Source organism: Nocardia colli (assembly GCF_008704205.1).
Classification (GTDB): Bacteria; Actinomycetota; Actinomycetes; order Mycobacteriales; family Mycobacteriaceae; genus Nocardia; species Nocardia colli.
This window is the reverse complement of sequence record NZ_VXLC01000011.1, coordinates 127,354-144,908: the sequence shown is the minus strand read 5'-3', so window position 1 is coordinate 144,908 and position 17,555 is coordinate 127,354. Positions and strand designations below refer to the sequence as shown.

Sequence of the window (17,555 nt, the reverse complement as noted above, 5' to 3'; positions counted from 1 at the left end):
GGTTCACTGCCGAATTGCGGGCATAGCTCCCGCAGGCAACTGTTCCAGTGTAGGTGAACCCGCAGGTCGACCCAAATCGGGGGGCGCATCCTTCGCGTGGGGTCCTGGAGGACCCAGATTGTTGGCGGACCAACCTGGGACGAAACATCAGGAGGGCCGGTCTCGGATACCTGGGGAGTGTCCGCGCGGAGGCTACCCTCGGACCGAGCAAGATCAGTAAAGGAGAAGCACCGTTCGGCTCGACCGTACCGAAAAGGGGATGCTCTTGAGCTCGTCCGCTCGTCTCGATCGCCGCGCCTTCCTGCTCGCCCTCGCGGCTGTGCCCGCCGCGGCGACGTTGGCCTCCTGCTCTCAGGACTCGCAAGCCTCGAACGTCCGGCTCACCGGCGTCGATCTGGCCGGGGCGAACCCGGCGATCCGCCCGCAGGACGATCTCTACCGGCACGTGAACGGGACCTGGCTGTCGCAGTATCGGCTGCCGCCGGACAAGTCGTCGTTCGGTTCCTTCGACGAGGCGAACGACCGGACCGAGCAGCAGCTGCGCGGCATCGTCGAGGGCATCCGCAATCCGAAGGCCGGTTCGACCGAGCAGCAGATCCGCGATCTCTACGACGCCCGGCTCGACCGGGACGAGATCGAGCGACTCGGTATGACGCCGGTCGCCGACCTGCTCGCCGCGATCGACGGCGCGAAGACCAAGCCGGATCTGGCTCGGGTGATGGGTTCGCTGCCGATCGCAGGGCTGATCGGGTTGCAGGTCGTGGTGGATCAGAAGAACTCCGCCACCTACATCGCGCAGGTCAGCCAGTCCGGCATCGACGCGAATCTGGACGAGCAGTACTACCGCAAGCCCGAGTACGCCGAGCAGATCGCCGCCTACCGGACCTATCTGGAGCAGGTTGCGACCGGCGCCGGGCTCGCGGATCCGGCCGGCACCGCGCAGCGGGTGCTCGACCTGGAGACGAAGATCGCCGCCGGATTCTGGGACAGCGTCCGCGATCGCGACCCCGACACCACCTACAACCCGACCACCTGGGCCGAATTGATCAAGCTCGCACCGCAATTCGACTGGGATCCGTGGCTGGCGGGCAGCACCGACCGGCCGAAGCAGTTGTTCGACAACCTGGTGGTCCGGCAGCCCTCGTTCGTCACGACCGCGGGTCAGTTGTGGGCCGACGTCCCGATCGAACAGTGGCAGGAGTACCTGCGCGTCGGTGTCGTGAAGGAATTCGCGCGCTACCTGCCCAAGGCGATCGCCGACGCCACGTTCGAGTTCGTCGACAAGACGCTGCAAGGCCGGGACGAACGCCAGGAACCGTGGAAGGACGGCCTCGACACGGTCGACGCCAACCTCGGTGAGCCGTTCGGCAAACTCTATGTGGCCAAACACTTTCCGGCGTCGGCCAAGGATCGGGCCAAGGCGCTGGTCGCCGATCTCATAGCCGCCTACCGGCAGGACTTCACCAACTCCTCGTGGATGTCGCCGACGACCAAGACCGCCGCGCTCGCGAAGCTCGACAAGATCGTCGCGAAGATCGGGTACCCGGACAAGTGGATCGATTACTCCGGGGTGCGGATCACCAAGGGCAAGCTGGTCGAATCCGTCCGCGCCGTACGGACTTTCGAGGTCGCCCGGGCATTCGAGAAGCTCGGCACGCCGGTCGACAAGACCGAATGGGGTTTCCCGCCGCAGACGGTGAACGCCATGTACGACCCGAACGCCAATCAGATCACCTTCCCCGCCGCCATCTTGCAGGCGCCGTTCTTCGACGCCGACGCCGTGGCCGCGGTGAACTTCGGCGGCATCGGCGCGGTCATCGGCCACGAAATCGGGCACGGCTTCGACGACCAGGGCGCCAAGTACGACGGCGACGGCAACCGGCGCGACTGGTGGACGCCCGAGGACACCGCCGCGTTCGAGGCCAAGACCAAGCAGCTCATCGAGCAGTACAACGCGCTGGTCCCGCAGGGTCTCGATCCGAGCAAGCACGTCAACGGCGCGCTGACCGTCGGCGAGAATCTGGCCGACCTGCGCGGATTGCAGATCGCCCTGGCCGCCTATCGCGCGGCCGCCGAGCGCGACGGCAAGCAGCCGGACCTGCAGACGGTGTTCCTGTCCTGGGCCAGGATCTGGCGGCAGCAGTCCACCACGCAGACCAAGGAGATGATGCTCGCCAGGGACGTGCACTCGCCCAACGAGTTCCGGGCCAACCAGGTGGTGCGCAATATCGCCGACTACTACTCCACGTTCGGCATCGTCGCGGGCGACGAACTGTTCCTGGCGCCGGAGCAGCGGGTCACGCTCTGAGATGGACAGCCGGGTAGCGCCGGCGACGGGTAGCCTCGGGCGAACAAATCGCGCCTGACGAGGATGCGGCGGAACCGCATCGGGAGAGGAAATCCTCGTGACACGTCTCGGACACCTGGACCGTCGTGCCTTCCTGATCGCGCTCGGGGTGGTGCCCGCCGCTGCCGCGCTGGCGTCTTGCTCGAACGACAGCACACCGGCGAGCAAGCAGCTCGCCGGTGTGGACATGGGGGGTGCGGACCCGGCGATCCGGCCACAGGACGATCTGTACCGGCATGTCAACGGAAAGTGGTTGCGCGACTACCAGCTGCCGCCGGACAAGGTCGCCTTCGGTTCGACGAGCGAGGCGGCCGAACGCACCGAGCAGCAGCTGCGCGAGATCATCGACGGCATCAAGGATCCGAAGCCGGGCTCAGAGGAGCAGCAGATCCGGGATCTGTTCGACGCCAGGGTGGATTGGGACGAGATCGAGCGGCTCGGCATGACCCCGCTGGCCGGACTGTTCGGCAAGATCGACGGCGCGGCGACCAAGGCAGACCTGGCCAAGGTGATGGCCGAGCTGCCGATCGCCGGCCTGATCGGCATCGGCATCGGCACCGACCGGAAGAACTCGAACGCCTATATCCCGTCGGTCGGGCAGTCCGGGCTCGGGCTCGGCGAGCAGTACTACCGCAAGCCCGAATACGCCGACGTGCTCGCGCAGTATCGAATCTTCCTGGGGCGCATCGCCGCCGGCGCGGGGCTGCCCGATCCGGAGGCCTTGGCGCAGCGAGTGTTCGACTTGGAGAAGCGCATTGCGCCCGCGCACTGGGACAACGTGCGCACCCGCGACACCGACGCCACGTACAACGTGTTCAGCTGGGCCGATATGGTCGCTCTCGCACCGGGATTCGACTGGGATCCGTGGATGGCCGGGAACACCGACCGGCCGCGCGACCTGTTCGCGACGATGGTGGTCGGCCAGCCGTCGTTCATCACGGCGGCCGGCCAGTTGTGGACCGAGGTCGACATCGCCACCTGGCGGGACTATCTCAAGATCAGCGTGATCCGCGACTTCGCGCCGTACCTGCCGAAGGCCGTCAACGACGCGAACTTCGAGTTCAAGGGCAAGGTGCTCAACGGGCAGGAGGAGCGCCCGGACCGGTGGAAGTACGGGGTCGGGATCGTCGACGACAAGCTCGGCGAACAGCTCGGAAAAGTGTACGTGGACAAGTACTTTCCGCCCGAGGCCAAGCAGCGGGCCAAGGAAATGCTGGACGATGTCATCGCCGCGTACCGGGACAACTTCACCAACTCGACCTGGATGTCCCCCGCGACCAGGACGGCGTCGATCGCGAAGCTGGACAAGATCGATCCCAAGATCGGTTACCCGGACAAGTGGGTCGACTACTCGCAGATGAAGATCACCCGGGGCAAGCTGATCGAATCTCTGCTGTCCATCAATACTTTCGAGTCCAAGCGCGCGTTCGCCCGGCTCGGCACCCCGGTCGACAAGACCGAATGGGGGATGTCGCCGCAGACTGTGAACGCCTACTACTCGGCGTCCTCCAATCAGATCGTGTTCCCGGCCGCCTATCTCCAGCCGCCGTTTTTCGACAAGGACGCCCAGCCTGCCGTCAACTTCGGCGCGGTCGGTTCGACCATCGGCCACGAGATCGGCCACGGTTTCGACGACCAGGGTTCCAAGTACGACGGTGACGGCAACCGGAAAGACTGGTGGACGCCCGAGGACAAGGCCGCGTTCGAAGCCAAGACCAAGCAGCTCATCGATCAGTTCAATGTCCTGGTGCCCGAGGGTCTCGAGCCGAGCCAGCACATCAACGGCGAGCTGACCGTCGGCGAAAACCTCGCCGACCTGCGCGGCCTGCAGATCACGCTGTCCGCCTTCCGCATCTCGGAGAAGCGCCGCGGCATCGACAACCCCGACTACCAGACCTTCTTCCTGTCCTGGGCGCGCAGCTGGCGGGAAAAGCAGACCAAGGAACTGACGGTCCGCTACCTCGCCACCGACACCCACTCCCCCGCCGAATTCCGCTGCAACCAGGTCGTCCGCAACCTCACCGAGTTCTACAACACCTTCGGCGTCAAAGAAGGCGACAAACTCTTCATGCCCGCGGACCAGCGCGTCACCTTCTGATTCCCGCACACCCCTTGATTTCCCGCACACCGTCTCGTCGGCGATTCGGTGTGCGGGAAGTCAGCGGGTGTGCGTCCAGCGCGGCGTCCGCGACTTCCGGATTCATGCATCGGCCGGAGTTTCGACCGCGGCTCGGGCCTTCGGCCATTCGCGGGACAAGGCCAGCAGGTTGCGGAGTTCGGCGGTGCGGTCGTCAGCCGGAGGCCGAATCGCGCTGCGGGGGTGGCCGGTTCGGTTCGGCACCGGGAGGCCGCGGCGTTTGTGCTCGACGGCCTCGGCGATACGCATGGCAAAGCTGCTGATGGTGTCGGCGTGGGGTGCGGCCGTGTCCGGGGCGAACTGCCGCAGATGCAGTAGGGCATCACCGATTTCGATGGTCATCCGGTAGAGGCGGGCGGCAGATCCTTGGCGCGCGGCGTCTGCCGAGTGCAGGACCACTTCGGGGACGGCGTCGGTGAGATCGAGCCATAGGGGGCGTAGCCGGCGACATTGCCTGCCTGTCCGATCCAGTTCGGCCCGAACGATAATCGCGTTGATCAACGGGATCGCGATTAACGCGGTGAGCACGGCCATGCCGAGAAAAGAGCCGACGACTCCGACGGTCCCGGGTCTTCCAGGTGGCCCGCCCGATATCAGTTGCAACATCGCATAGAACGCGCTGTCTACGGAGTAGACGCCGAAGAGCAGCAGGGCCGAGTAGGTCAGCCGCTCGCGCCTGGTCGGCGCCGCGTTGCGAAGTTCGCGCACGCAGGCCCGGCCGAGCAGCACGCCGGTCCAGGCGAGGACCAGATAGACCGCCGCCCATGCGATCCGCTCCCAGTCGACACTGCGATGCAGAGGTAAACCTGCCGCTTCGGCTCCCGCGCAGATCAATACGAAGGTACCGAAGGTCGCCGCGATCGCGTCGTAGCTGCGCTGGTGCCGGCGCCACGTCCGCGGATCGGCTCGGCCGAACAGCGCGACAAACCCGAAATAACCGGACAGCGACCCTGCGCCCACCGCCAGGAACAGCCGCTGCCCGAAATCCGGGTAGCCGAGGCCCGCGGCAATCGCATATCCGAGCACCGAGCCGATGACCCAGATCAGGGTTCGATTGATCAGATGGTCAGTGGTCGTCTCGTTGACGAGCAACCACCGGCCGACCATGACCAGGGCCGCGAACAGGACGACAATCCCGGTGAGCAAGGGCGGAGCGGCGTTCATCGCCGTTGAGAATATGTCTCACTCGCTCCGGCCCTTGCCCGTTGGGCTCCGGCCTTTGCTCAGCGAGCGGGGACCGGGATGAGGTCCTCGGCTTCGGCGAGTTCGGCTTGTTCGTCGTGGACGTATTTGTTGCCAGCGAAGAAGGACGCTGCGGCGGCCAGGAACATCATGATGGCGGCGGCTACGAAGACTACGACCAGGCCGGTGTGGAAGGGGCCGGTGAGGAGGTGGGGGAAGAATTCCTGGCCGGTGAGGGTGTCGGCGTTGACGCCTGGTTTGGCCAATTCGCCGGTGGGGCCGAGCAATTCCTGGATCGGGTTGTAGCCGAGGAACGCGGCGAACATGCTGGCCACCGGGGGTAGCCCGGCCACGTCGGCGGCGGCTCCGGCGGAGACGCCCTGGGCACGCAGGCCCGCGTCGAGCGCCGAGGGCAGGCTGGCGGCGAGGCCGACGACCATGAGCGAGAAGAAGATTCCCATGGACAGCGCGTTGCCGCCGTTGAACAGGGTGCCGCGCATGCCGGAGGCCGCACCGCGCTGGGCGGCGGGCACGCTGGACATGATGGCGGCGGTGTTGGGCGAGAAGAACAGGCCGCTGCCGATGCCGTTGAGCAGGATGATCGCGGCGAACACCCAGTAGTTGAAGTCGACGGGGACGACCAGCAGCAGCAGGAACGTCACTCCCGCGACCAGCGCGCCGCCGGTGGTGAACGGACGCGAACCGTAGCGGTCCGACAGCCAGCCCGAGATCGGTCCGGCCGCAAGGAATCCCACGGTCAGCGGCAACAGGTAGATGCCGGCCCACAGCGGCGTCGACTCGAAGCTGAAGCCGTGCAACGGAAGCCAGATGCCTTGCAACCAGATGATCAACATGAACTGCATGCCGCCGCGGCCGATGGAGACCATCAGGTTGCTGAAGTTGCCGAGACCGAAGGCCCGGTTACGGAACAGCGCAAGGTGGAACATCGGATCCTCGACCTTGCTCTCCACCACGCAGAACACACCGAGCAGCGCGATGCCGCCGATCACCGACCCGAGCACCCATGGACTGGACCAGCCGGTGGCATGTCCGCCGTAGGGCTGAATGCCATAGGTGATGCCGGTGAGCAGCGCGGTGAGCCCGAGCCCGAAGGTGATCGTGCCCGCCCAGTCGACCTTGCCCTTCGACCGGATGCCGACCTCGTGCAACGAGCGGTACGACCAGAACGCACCGAGGATGCCGATCGGGACGCTCACCCAGAACACCGCGCGCCAATCCCATTCCGACAGCACGCCGCCGATGAGCAGGCCGAGGAACGAGCCCGCGACCGCCGCCACCATGTTGATGCCGAGCGCGGTTCCACGCTGCTTGGCCGGGAAGGCGTCGGTGAGGATGGCGGTGGCGTTCGCGGTCAGCATCGCGCCGCCGACACCCTGGATCACGCGCCAGACGATGATCCACATGGCGCCCGCACCACCGTGGAACGGATCGAAGGACAGCGCGAGCGCACAGAACGCGAACACCGCGAAACCCATGTTGTACACGCGTACTCGGCCGAACAGGTCGCCGAGCCGGCCGAACATGACGACCAGCACCGCCGTCGCGAGCAGGTACCCCATCAACATCCACAGCAGGTAGCCGACGTTACCCGCGTCGAGCGGGTTCAGCCCGACGCCGCGGAAGATCGCGGGTAGCGAGATCAGCACGATCGACGAGTTGATCGCGGTGAGCAGCACCCCGAGTGTGGTGTTGGTCAGCACGATCCACTTGTAGTGCGGATGGTCCCGGTCGTAGCGCTGCCTGCGGCGGATGGTCGAAACCTCGCCGAGGTCGAGATCGGTGGATGGAGACGTCACAGCACAGCCCCTCGCAGATGATTATCACCGCAAACTATATAGTTAGCGGATGTAACGATCAAGACTGACCGGTGTGATCTGTGACCGGATCGACCTCGACCAGGAGGTCAGCGGGATCGATCGGCCGCCCACTCGCGCGACAACGCGAGCAGACTGCTGAGCTCGGTGGTTCGGTCGCCCGCCGGAAACTGCACCGCTCGGCCCGGATAGGCCGGCGGCCTCCCATGCTGTTTCAAGCGGGCGGCCTCCGCGATATCCCGGACGTAGGTGCGGAGATCGGTGGTCTCGGTGGCGCTCGGATCGGGCACGTACTGCTTGAGATGCAAGAGGGCATCCCGGATTTCGACGGTCATGCGATAGAGGCGCGCGCTCGAGCCGGGGCGATCCTCGTGGTCGAACGGCAGCACCACCTCGGGCACGGCCGCCGTGAGGTCGTGCCACAGCGGGCGCAGCCGGCGGCACCATCTGCTTTCCCGATCGAGACCTGCCCGCACGAGCAGGGCGCTGACCAGCGGCATCGATATCAGCGTGGCCAGGATCGCCAGCATGACGAACGAACCCACCGCCCAGGCGGTGCCCAAGTCCTGCGGCGACGCCCCGGACAGCGTGTGCAGTGTTCGATACGTCGACGCGCACACGGTGTAGCAGGCGACGGCGAACAAGGCCCAGTAGGTCAGCGTTTCCCCGGCGGTCGCAGCGGCGGCGCGAAGTTCACGCACGCATGCCCGCCCGAGCGTCACGGCGATCGCGATGAGGAAGATATCGGCGGCCACCCACAACAAACCGTCCCAGTCCACCACGCGCATCGATGCCGGGAACAGGCCTATTTCGCCGGCCACGGCACAGAGCAGCACGAGGAGTCCGGCCGACGCGGCCACCGAATCGTATGCGCGCTGGCGCTGCCAGGTCGTCCGCTGATCAGCGCCGCCGAGCAAAGCGATGAACCCGCACGTGTTGGACAACGTCAGAAAGCCAATGGCCATGAACACTCGTTGTCCCACATCGGGAAAGCCGATACCGGCCACCACCCCGTAGCCGGCCACCGCACCGATATCCCAGGTCAATGCGCGGTTGATCAAGCGATCGGTGAGCGATTCGTTGACCAGCCACCAACGACCACAGACGATCGCCAGCACGAAAGCGATGACGACGGTGGTGAATACGGGCGGTGCGGAATTCATCGGGTGGACGGCCACTCACGGGCCAGGCCGAGAAGCATCTGGAGCTCGGAGGAACGGTCGGGTGGGCGCGGTGCGGCATCGATCGGACGCCGCCCGGACGCGGCCGCACCTCGCGCCCTCGCGCGCGCCGCACTGGCCATCAACACCGCGTAGCCCTTGCGATCGTCTTCGAACAGGGGGCGGATCGCGGCGTCCTCGGCGAGGTCGGGCACGTACGGCCGCAGTTGCAGCAACGCGTCCCAGATCTCGACCGTCATGCGATAGCGGCGGTACGCGGAATCCTGGCTCGCCGAATCGTCGGGTGGCAGCACCACTTCCGGCACCGCGGTGGTGAGGTCGTGCCACATCGGACCGAGGCGGCGGCAGTGCCTGCCCGCGCGATCCCACCCGGTGCGCGCGAGCAGCACGTCGACCAACCGGACCGAGATCAGCAACGTGAGCAAGAAGAAGTTGGCGAGAATGACGACGACCCACGCCGCGCCCGGTTCGGACGGCGGTGCCCCGGAAACCGTTCGCACGCTGCCGATCAACGAACCGACGGTCCAGTAGCCCGCGAGCAGGAGCAGGAGCGAATACAGCAACGTCTCCTTGCCGACCAGATCGTCTTTGCGCAGCTCCCGGACGCAGACCCGCAGGATCAGCAAGCCCGAGACCGCGGCGAAGACCTGGGAGACGGTCCACACGGCGGTGGACCAGCTGAACGGCAACAGGTGATCGAGGATGGGTTCGGCCAGCAGCACCGAACCCGCCGCGACGGCCGCGATCGTGTCGTAGACGCGTTGGCCGCGGCGGGCTTCGTAACGAGCCGTCCCGTCGAACAACAGTCTGGCGAACCCGTAGGCCTGCGCACCCGCCATCAACCCGCAGCCCATGAACACCCGCTGCGCCAGGTCCGGTGCCCCGGCGCCGGTGACGACGCCGTGCAGCAGGAACCCGGCCAGCTCCCAGCTGAACAGGCGGTTGATCAGCCGATCCATGCTCGTGCTGTTCGCGAAGAACCATCGCCCGATCGTGACGATCGCGGCGAACACACCGATCGACAGCACGAGCCAAGCAGGTACAGAATTCATCGTCGGTGACACTAACTCGCGATCGTTCCCCCGGCCATGGGGCGGGTCCGGTCGTTCAGCTCTCCGCCGCTCTGCGATAACCACGAACGGCCAACGCCCCGAAGACCGCGACCAGCCCCACCGACCAGGCGACGGTCTGCAACAGCGGAACCGCGACCGGCCCACCGACGGTGAACCCGCGCATCGCCTCCACCGCACAGCTGATCGGCTGGCCGCGCACGATCGGCTGCAGCCAATCGGGGTAGTTCTCGATCGGCACGAAACCGGAGTTGAAGAACATCGCGAGCAGCACGACCGCGGCGAAGATCTGCACCACCTTGTCGCCGATCCGGCTGACTCCCACCACGATCACCATCGGCGTGAACCCCGCGATGACGATGACCGGCACGATCAGCACGCCGAGCACACCGACCAGGCCCTGCTGGAAGCGCAGGCCGAGCACGACGCCGACCACCACCACGACCACCGTCGCCGCCACTGCCCGCAGGCATTCGGCGATCAGCCGGCCGATCAGCCCGGCCGAGCGATTGATCGGCAGCACCCAGAAGCGGCGCAGCAGGCCGCTCTCCCGCTCGCCGTACAGCGAAAGGCCGGTGCCGGTCGCCCCGTACATGGCGCCGGCCACGGCGATCATCGGCACGAAACCGTAGATGGCGTCGGTGCCGCCGCCGAGGTCGAGCGACTTGCTGAGCACCAGATCGAACATGAGCAGCAGCAGGATCGGCAGCACCAGGGTCGTGGTCACCACCTCCTGCTGCCTGCTCCAGCGGCGCAGCAGCCTGCCGGTTTCCACCAGGCTCTGATCGACCAGCGCGTTCATCGCCGCCGTCCTTCCACTCGCACCGACACGATCATGGCCCCGGCCAGCAACCCGATCACCCAGACCGCGGCCACCGCGGTGGTCGATGTGTGCCTGCCTTCGGACAGCTCGCGCAGTGCGGCCGCCACCTGCGAGACCGGTTGGTTGCGCACGAAGGGCTGGATCCAGCCCGGGAAACCCTGCGCGGGAACGAAACCCGTCGACATCATGAGCAACAGCAGCTGCGGCGCGAACAGCACCGTCGCGCCGAGTTCCGGATTCGCCGTCGCGGTGCCCAGCGCGTCGGCGGCGATCACCACGGCCGCGCCGAAGCCCAGGACGAGCACCAGGAAGGCCACTGTCGGGCCGAATCCGTGGAAACGGAAACCGAACAGCGAACCGATGGTCAGCGCGCCGGCCAGTGCGGCGAGTGCGCGCACCGCGTTCGCGGAGATACGCGCGGCGGGCGGTACCCACGGCGGCACCGGCATGGCCCGCAGCCGAGTACCCATGCCGCCCGCCACCTCTCGCGCCGCCCGATCGCCGGCGAACATGGCGGTGAAGAACATGGCCTGGATCGCGATCAGCGGCAGCAGGTACTGCGCGTAATCGATCCCCGTCGCCTCCATCGAACGACGCAGCGGCACATAGATACAGACGAAGAAGGTCAGCGGCGCCGCGAACGCGAGCACCAGGTCGCCCTCCCGCACCGCAGCCCGAATACCGCGCCCGCTCAACGCGGTCCACTGCATCCCGTGCGGCACCCGCAGGATGGTGTCGGTGGTCATTTGGCGGCCTCGGCGGGCTTGGTCAGTTCGATGAACACCTCGTCGAGCGAGGGCCGGCGCAACGCGATGTCGATGAGTTCGATCTCGGCGTCGGTGATCCGGCGCAGCGCCTCGCCGAGGGTGGTGGCGCCGTCCGGCGCGGGCAGCGAGACCCGGTCGGCGGACTCGGCGACGGTGATCTCACCGAGCCCGCTCAGCGCGGTGACGACGGCGGGCAGATCGCCCGGGTCGGCCGGGACCACCTCGCAGTAACTCGCGCCGGTGCGCGCCTTGAGCTGGTCGGCCGTGCCCTCCGCGATCACCGTGCCCTGGTCCACGACAATGATGTTGTCGCTCAGCACATCCGCTTCCTCGAGGTACTGCGTGGTGAGCAGAATGGTGACGCCCTGCTGCTTGAGCGAGCGCACCAGCCCCCACAGGCTCTGCCTGCTCACCGGGTCGAGGCCGGTGGTCGGCTCGTCCAGGAAGACCACCTCCGGCGTCCGGACCAGACCGCACGCGATGTCGATGCGCCGCCGCATGCCGCCGGAGTACTGGCCGACCCGCCGATCGGCGGACTCGGTCAGCTCGAACTGGTCGAGCAGTTCGTCGGCGCGGGCCCGGGCCTGCTTGCGGCGCAAGCCCATCAGGCGACCGAACAACACCAGATTCTCCCGGCCGCTCAGCATCTCGTCCAACGCCGCGTACTGACCGGTGAGCATGATGGACGCGCGGACCTCGGCGGCCTGCTGGACGACGTCGTATCCGGCCACCACGGCGCGGCCCGCGTCGGGTTTGGTGAGCGTCGACAGCACGGACACGGTGGTGGTCTTGCCCGCCCCGTTCGGGCCGAGCACCCCGAGCACACTGCCCTTCGGCACCTGGAAGCTGATGCCGCGCAACGCTTTCACCTCGCCGAAGGACTTCTGCACGCCCTCTACGACGATCGCGTGCTCGGCCGAAGCCGCGGGCGCCCCCGTTACCCTGCTCGAATCCACCGTGCTGTCTCCGTCCTTGCTGCGAATCGTGCTCGGTCCCTGTGAATCCCGATCAGCCCAGCAAAGTCACCACCTCGTCGAGGGACGCGCCGCCCAAAATGGCGGTGACCGGTAGTTCACGCTTCAGTTCGAGTTCGATGCGTTTACGTAAGTCCAACGCCTGCAACGAATCCAGACCGAGCGCGACGAGCGGGATCGATCCGTCGATGGCCTCGGTGGTGTCCATGCCCATCACCGCGCGCAGGGCGAACTGCACTTGCTCGGCGGTGTTCGGTGCGACGGACCGGCTCGTGGCCGGTTCCGGCTGTGCGGCCGCCGGGGGCGCGGCGACGACCGGCTCGGCCTTCACCTCGGCGAACTCCTCGGGCAGGTCGCCGAGCTCCAAAGTACTGAACAACGGATCGAAACCGAAGGCGGAGAACAAGGTTGCCAGCCGATCCCAGTCCGCCGTCGCGACGATGACGTTCTCCGCCTGCACCGTGACGCCGGCGGCGATCGCGCTGCCCGGTTCCATCGGCCGCAGGCCGGTTCCGCTGATCTTCGCCAGCGCGTCGGCTTGATCGGCTCCGACCGCACGCCAAAGTCCCCACTGCACAGAAGAACTCGCGATACCGCGGCCGCGGTATCGCGCCGCCGCCGCGTCGAGCATCCGATTCACCGCGGCGTACACCATGTGCCCGCGGCCGCCGATGGTCGCCGAGAGCGACGAGCACAGCACGATCCGGCCGTCCGGCGTGCGCGGGAAGTGCCGGACCAGGTGCTCCAGCGCGACGACCTTCGGCGCCGCCGCGCCCCGCACGGACTCCGGGGTGAGCTCGGCGGCCGCGACATAGTCGACCGCGGCGTGCACGATCAGATCCGCAGGCGTGCTGCGGTATTCGTCGGCCAGAGCGCGCACCGCGGCCTCGTCGGTGACATCGCAGCGCCGGACGATCACCTCGGTACCGCCGAGCTGCTTGATCTGCTCGATCCGCGCCAGTGCCCCGGCAGTACCGCCGGATCGGCTCAGCAAGGTGATCCGTCCGGCGCCGTCCCGGGCGAAACGCTCGCAGAAGTCCAGCCCGAGCTTGCCGGTGCCGCCGACGATCACCACCTCGTGCAGGTCGGCGGAGTCGAGCGGCCGAACGGTCGAGACATCCTCGGCGACCAGCCGTTTCGCGTACACGTGACCATCGCGCAGCGCGAGCTCGGGTTCCTGAGCAGTGTGCAGCGCGACCATGAGCGCCTTGGCCGCGTCCGCGACGGGCCTGCCGGGCGCGAGATCCACGTGCCGGAACGAGACACCGAGGTGTTCGGCGGCGAGGCACCGGAATCCGGCCTGCGCGCCGGCGTGGAAGAGATTCGGGACGTCCGCGTCGAGCACCTGCTCGCCGCCGACGGTGACCAGCCACACGTCGCGAACACCGTCGAGCCGGGGCAATCGGCCACGCTCGCCGAGGAATTCGGCTAGTTCGGCGACCGCCGCATCGGCCTCGAGGTCACCCAGTTCCGGCAGCACGATGACGGCGGTGTCGAAAACCGTTCCGGCACTGTGCGATGTGGCGTCCGGATCGACAATCGACACACCGTGCCGCAGTGCAGCGTCATGGAGTGCGGTCACCAGCTCGGCGCTGCGACCGTCGTGGTCCAGCACCGCCATGGTGCGCGGCGGCACCAGCGCACGGCCGCTCATCCGCGCCCACTGTTCGACAATGCGCTGTGCGGGCACAGTGTCCTGCTCGACCGCGGCCGCGCGCACCGGGGCGGTGCCGGTCGCCGCCGGAGCCGCGGAGTGATCGTAGGCCGCCCACAGATGCTTCGGGTTCATCTGGGTGTTCGGAAAGTCGAGTAGCGGAAGTCGGGGTGCGGCAGTCGAATTCGTGCGCAACGCGGACCAGTCGTAGCCGAGATCGCTGACCGCGACGAGACCGAGGTTGCGGGTGAACTCGCGCAGATCGGTGGCCGATCGGCGGGAGGTCCCGATCGTCTGGAAGTCGCGCTGCGGGGTGACGGCGCTCAGGTTCTCCTGGACCGCGAGGAACAGCGCGGGATGATCGGCGATCTCGAGGAAGGTGTCGACCCCTCGCTCGGCCGCGAGGGCGATCGCCAGGTCGAAGCGAACCCGGTTGCGCAGGTTCCAATACCAGTAGTCCCCCACCGGCAGATCGGGGGTGATCGCGGCGCCGAGGGTGGATCCGATGCATTCGATCTCGGTCGCCGCGAATTCGGGGCGATCGAGTTTGGCGGCCAGCGAGTTGTCCAGGAAGCTGTCCCGGAACTCGGTCACCACGGAGGTGTGCGCCGGATAACCGACGCGAATCTCCTTGGCGAACTTGCCCTGTTCGGTCAGCTCGGCCACCACGGCGGCGACCGTCGGGCTCTCCCCGCCGATGGCGAGCACGTGCGGGGAATTGATCACCGACAGCTCCGCCCAGCCGGACTGCCGGGCCAGGATGGCCTCGCACTCCTCGCGGTCCACGCCGACCACGGCCATCGAGTACTTGTCTTCCCGGCCCTCCTGCTTGGCCAGTGTGTCGACGAGTCCACCGCGCATGGTCACCACACGCACGGCATCGGCCAGTGTGATCACGCCGGACACCACGCCCGCGGCCAGCTCGCCCTGGCTGTGCCCGACGGTGACGCCCGGGGAGACCCCGGCGGCCCGCCACATCGCCGCGAGCCCGATCATTTGCATGAACAGCGCGGGCTGCACGATGCGCAGCAGGTTGTGTCCCGGATCGGATTCCGCGAGCAGGTAGGACCGCGGCGAGAGCTCGAAGAGGTCCTGGAAGACTGTCTCCGCCTCGTCCACCGCAGACTTGAACGCAGGTGAATGCGCGTAGAGCATCCGGCCCATTCCCGGGTACTGGCTGCCCTGGCCGGGGAAGATGTAGCCGATCTTGCGCGGCTTGGCGGCGCTCCCGATGGCGACGACCGATGCATGCGGCTCACCGTTGGCGACCGCGCTCAGCGCCTCGATGAGCTCGGTCCGCTCGGTGACCATGGCCAGCGCGCGATACCGGCGCGCCACCCGGGTCCGGAAGAGCATGTCGGCGACCTGATCGGGTCCGACCTCGGGATGATCGCCGAGGTAGGACAGGATGGCCGCGGCCTCGCGACGCAGCGAATCAGGCGCGTCCGAGGACAGCAGGACCGGGATGCTGCCGTCCGGAAGTCGATAGTCAGACATGGATCTCCTTCTCCAGCACGGGCATCGCGATGACCGCGTGCGCGTTCGTGCCCGCTACGCCGAACGACGAGACCGCGCCGTAGCGCACCCCGTCGCGGGGCGCCCAGTCCTCCAGCCGTTCGGCCAGGCGTAACCCGGACTGTGCCCAATCCAGCTGCGTGGTGGGGTTTTCCGAGTGCCTGGTCGGCGCGATCTGTCCGTGCAGGCCGCTGAGCAGCACCTTGATCAGGCCGAGAATCCCGGCCGCCGCTTGCGCGTGGCCGAGGTTCGACTTCACCGAACCGAGCCGAGGACCGCTGCCCGGCTGCGCGGCTGCCCCGTAAACCCGGGCCAGCGCGGTCAGTTCGAGGGGATCACCGACTGCGGTACCGGTCCCGTGCCCCTCGATCATGCCGATCAAGTCCGCCGAAATACCAGCTGCCCGAAGTGTTTTCGTGATCAGCCGCTCCTGCGCCGCGGCACTCGGCACGGCGATCGGCGCACCCGCGCCGTTGTGGTTCACCCGGGTCGCGAGCACCCGGCCGTACACTCGATGTCCGAGCGCCTTGGCCCGTGATTCTCGTTCCAGCACAACGACTCCGGCGCCTTCACCCCAGAGGGTGCCGCGCGCGTCCGCGGAATACGGCTTGCATTGTCCATCCGTGGACAGCGCGTTGACCTTGGAGAATTCGAAGAAGCCACCGAGTGAGCCCATGACGCAGACACCACCCGCGAGCGCCCACTCGCACTCGCCGGCGCGGATTGCCGACGCCGCCAGGTGCACCGCGGCCAACGAGGACGCACAGGCCGCTTCCACTGTCATCGACGGTCCGGACAGCCCGAGACAGTTCGATATGCGCCCGGCAACGGCAGCCATCGCCGCACCGGTCGCCCGGTACCCGGTCTGCTCGTTCGCCTCGTCGCCGCGCGGCCCGTACTCGGTGTACGAGGCGCCCATGTAGCAGCCGATTTCCTCGCCTGCCAGATCCTCCGGATTGATACCGGCGTTCTCCAGCGCACGCCACGCCACCCGGAGCGCCACTCGCTGTTGCGGATCCATCGCCACCGCCTCACGCGGCGTGATACCGAAGAACATCGGGTCGAATTCCGCCGCGCCGTCGAGGAAGCCGCCCGCGTCGCGGACCCGGCTCCAGCCTTCGGCTTCGGACTGCGCCAGCAATCGTTCGATCGGCCACTCCCGATCGCGGGGGAACGGGCCGATCAGATCACGTGATTCGGCCAGTGCCGACCAGAACCCCGCCAGGGTGTCGATGCTGCCGGGTACCTCGACGGCAAGCCCGGCGATCACGATGGGATCGTCCTCGCTCGGATGTTCGCTCATCGCGTGGCCTCCTGCGAAATCAGCTCGGCAGAAAGAATTTCCGCGATGCCGTCGACTTGATCGTTGAGATAGAAGTGCCCGCCGTCGAACATCGTCACCGCCAGCTCCTGCTCGGTGTGCTGTTGCCAGGCGAACAGATCGCCGATGCCGACGAATTCGTCCTCGCTACCGCCGAGCGCGTGGATCCGGGTCCCGACCGTGACGTCCTTGGGGCAGCTGTAGGCGTCGAACGCGCGGTAGTCACCCTTCAACGCGGGCAACGCCATCCGCATCAATTCCCGGTTCGCCAGCAGATCGGCACCGGTGCCCTGCAACCCGCCGACATGATCGAGCAGCTCGTCGTCCTCGGTCGGATGCGGCGGCATATCGGCCACCTGCCATGGCGCGCAGGCCCCGGAGACACCCAGCAGCCGCACCGGCACGCCCGCGGCGTCGGCCAGCCTGGCGAACTCGAAGGCCACCATCGTGCCCATGCTGTGGCCGAAGATGGTGATCGGCTCACCCCGGTTGAACGGCGAGCGCGCGAATTCGTCGAACGCGTCGCCTGCGGTCTCCTGGATGGTGTCGCGTACCGGTTCCTGGGCCCGATCCTGCCGGCCCGGGTATTGCAGCAGGATCACGTCGAAGTGCGCACTGAGCGCCTTGGAGAACGGCCGGTACGTCGAGGCGCCGCCGCCCGCATGCGGACAGATCACCAGCGGTGGGTTGTCCGCGGACCGCGGTTTGTGAAACTTTCGGATCCAGCCCGGTGTACTAGCCATTACCTG

The 17,555-nt window shown here is 67.2% G+C and carries 12 protein-coding genes; 2 read left to right on the top strand and 10 right to left on the bottom strand.

What is annotated here, in order from left to right; genetic code table 11:
• Window positions 1-259 precede the first annotated feature (259 nt).
• Both F3087_RS22955 and F3087_RS22950 read left to right on the top strand, forming a co-directional pair.
• Entirely contained in the window at window positions 260-2,308 is a 2,049-nt protein-coding gene (locus tag F3087_RS22955) for a M13 family metallopeptidase (RefSeq protein WP_150404094.1), read from the top strand.
• 97 nt (window positions 2,309-2,405) lie between these two features.
• Window positions 2,406-4,445, top strand: coding sequence for a M13 family metallopeptidase (locus F3087_RS22950; RefSeq protein WP_150404093.1), 2,040 nt, complete (start codon window positions 2,406-2,408; stop codon window positions 4,443-4,445).
• Window positions 4,446-4,547: 102 nt separating this feature from the next.
• Here the strand turns inward: F3087_RS22950 and F3087_RS22945 are convergent, their stop codons facing one another.
• The 10 genes from F3087_RS22945 to F3087_RS22900 all read right to left on the bottom strand — a co-directional run bounded on the left by F3087_RS22945 (window position 4,548) and on the right by F3087_RS22900 (window position 17,549).
• Entirely contained in the window at window positions 4,548-5,648 is a 1,101-nt protein-coding gene (locus tag F3087_RS22945) for an MAB_1171c family putative transporter (protein ID WP_150404092.1), read from the bottom strand.
• A gap of 59 nt (window positions 5,649-5,707) precedes the next feature.
• Window positions 5,708-7,483, bottom strand: a complete 1,776-nt coding sequence (locus F3087_RS22940; protein WP_150404091.1) for an MFS transporter — start codon at window positions 7,481-7,483, stop codon at window positions 5,708-5,710.
• 107 nt (window positions 7,484-7,590) lie between these two features.
• Entirely contained in the window at window positions 7,591-8,664 is a 1,074-nt protein-coding gene (locus F3087_RS22935; RefSeq protein ID WP_150404090.1) for an MAB_1171c family putative transporter, read from the bottom strand.
• Window positions 8,661-9,734: an MAB_1171c family putative transporter gene (locus F3087_RS22930; protein ID WP_150404089.1), complete on the bottom strand. Its 1,074-nt coding sequence runs from the start codon at window positions 9,732-9,734 to the stop codon at window positions 8,661-8,663. The genes F3087_RS22935 and F3087_RS22930 overlap by 4 nt, the downstream gene beginning before the upstream one ends.
• 55 nt (window positions 9,735-9,789) lie before the next feature.
• Window positions 9,790-10,554: an ABC transporter permease gene (locus F3087_RS22925; RefSeq protein ID WP_150404088.1), complete on the bottom strand. Its 765-nt coding sequence runs from the start codon at window positions 10,552-10,554 to the stop codon at window positions 9,790-9,792.
• Window positions 10,551-11,321 (bottom strand): ABC transporter permease, encoded by a 771-nt coding sequence (locus F3087_RS22920; RefSeq protein WP_150404087.1) that lies wholly within the window; start codon window positions 11,319-11,321, stop codon window positions 10,551-10,553. The genes F3087_RS22925 and F3087_RS22920 overlap by 4 nt, the downstream gene beginning before the upstream one ends.
• Window positions 11,318-12,298 carry an ATP-binding cassette domain-containing protein gene (locus F3087_RS22915; RefSeq protein WP_150404086.1) on the bottom strand — a complete coding sequence of 327 codons (981 nt, stop codon included), beginning with the start codon at window positions 12,296-12,298 and terminating at the stop codon, window positions 11,318-11,320. Before F3087_RS22915 ends, F3087_RS22920 begins: the two co-directional genes overlap by 4 nt.
• Before the next feature lie 52 nt (window positions 12,299-12,350).
• Window positions 12,351-15,467, bottom strand: a complete 3,117-nt coding sequence (gene nbtC, locus F3087_RS22910; protein WP_150404085.1) for a nocobactin polyketide synthase NbtC — start codon at window positions 15,465-15,467, stop codon at window positions 12,351-12,353.
• Window positions 15,460-16,788 (bottom strand): beta-ketoacyl [acyl carrier protein] synthase domain-containing protein, encoded by a 1,329-nt coding sequence (locus F3087_RS22905; protein WP_150404084.1) that lies wholly within the window; start codon window positions 16,786-16,788, stop codon window positions 15,460-15,462. The genes nbtC and F3087_RS22905 overlap by 8 nt, the downstream gene beginning before the upstream one ends.
• Window positions 16,785-17,549: a thioesterase II family protein gene (locus F3087_RS22900; protein ID WP_150404083.1), complete on the bottom strand. Its 765-nt coding sequence runs from the start codon at window positions 17,547-17,549 to the stop codon at window positions 16,785-16,787. Before F3087_RS22900 ends, F3087_RS22905 begins: the two co-directional genes overlap by 4 nt.
• Window positions 17,550-17,555: the final 6 nt, after the last annotated feature.

What these genes read in the sequence shown, in the direction of transcription:
- F3087_RS22935 (WP_150404090.1), bottom strand. Translation starts at nt 8,664, where the DNA reads ATGAATTCCGCACCGCCCGTATTCACCACCGTCGTCATCGCTTTCGTG.
- F3087_RS22920 (WP_150404087.1), bottom strand. Translation starts at nt 11,321, where the DNA reads ATGACCACCGACACCATCCTGCGGGTGCCGCACGGGATGCAGTGGACC.
- F3087_RS22905 (WP_150404084.1), bottom strand. Translation starts at nt 16,788, where the DNA reads ATGAGCGAACATCCGAGCGAGGACGATCCCATCGTGATCGCCGGGCTT.
- F3087_RS22900 (WP_150404083.1), bottom strand. Translation starts at nt 17,549, where the DNA reads ATGGCTAGTACACCGGGCTGGATCCGAAAGTTTCACAAACCGCGGTCC.
- nbtC (WP_150404085.1), bottom strand. Translation starts at nt 15,467, where the DNA reads ATGTCTGACTATCGACTTCCGGACGGCAGCATCCCGGTCCTGCTGTCC.
- F3087_RS22945 (WP_150404092.1), bottom strand. Translation starts at nt 5,648, where the DNA reads ATGAACGCCGCTCCGCCCTTGCTCACCGGGATTGTCGTCCTGTTCGCG.
- F3087_RS22930 (WP_150404089.1), bottom strand. Translation starts at nt 9,734, where the DNA reads ATGAATTCTGTACCTGCTTGGCTCGTGCTGTCGATCGGTGTGTTCGCC.
- F3087_RS22955 (WP_150404094.1), top strand. Translation starts at nt 260, where the DNA reads ATGCTCTTGAGCTCGTCCGCTCGTCTCGATCGCCGCGCCTTCCTGCTC.
- F3087_RS22925 (WP_150404088.1), bottom strand. Translation starts at nt 10,554, where the DNA reads ATGAACGCGCTGGTCGATCAGAGCCTGGTGGAAACCGGCAGGCTGCTG.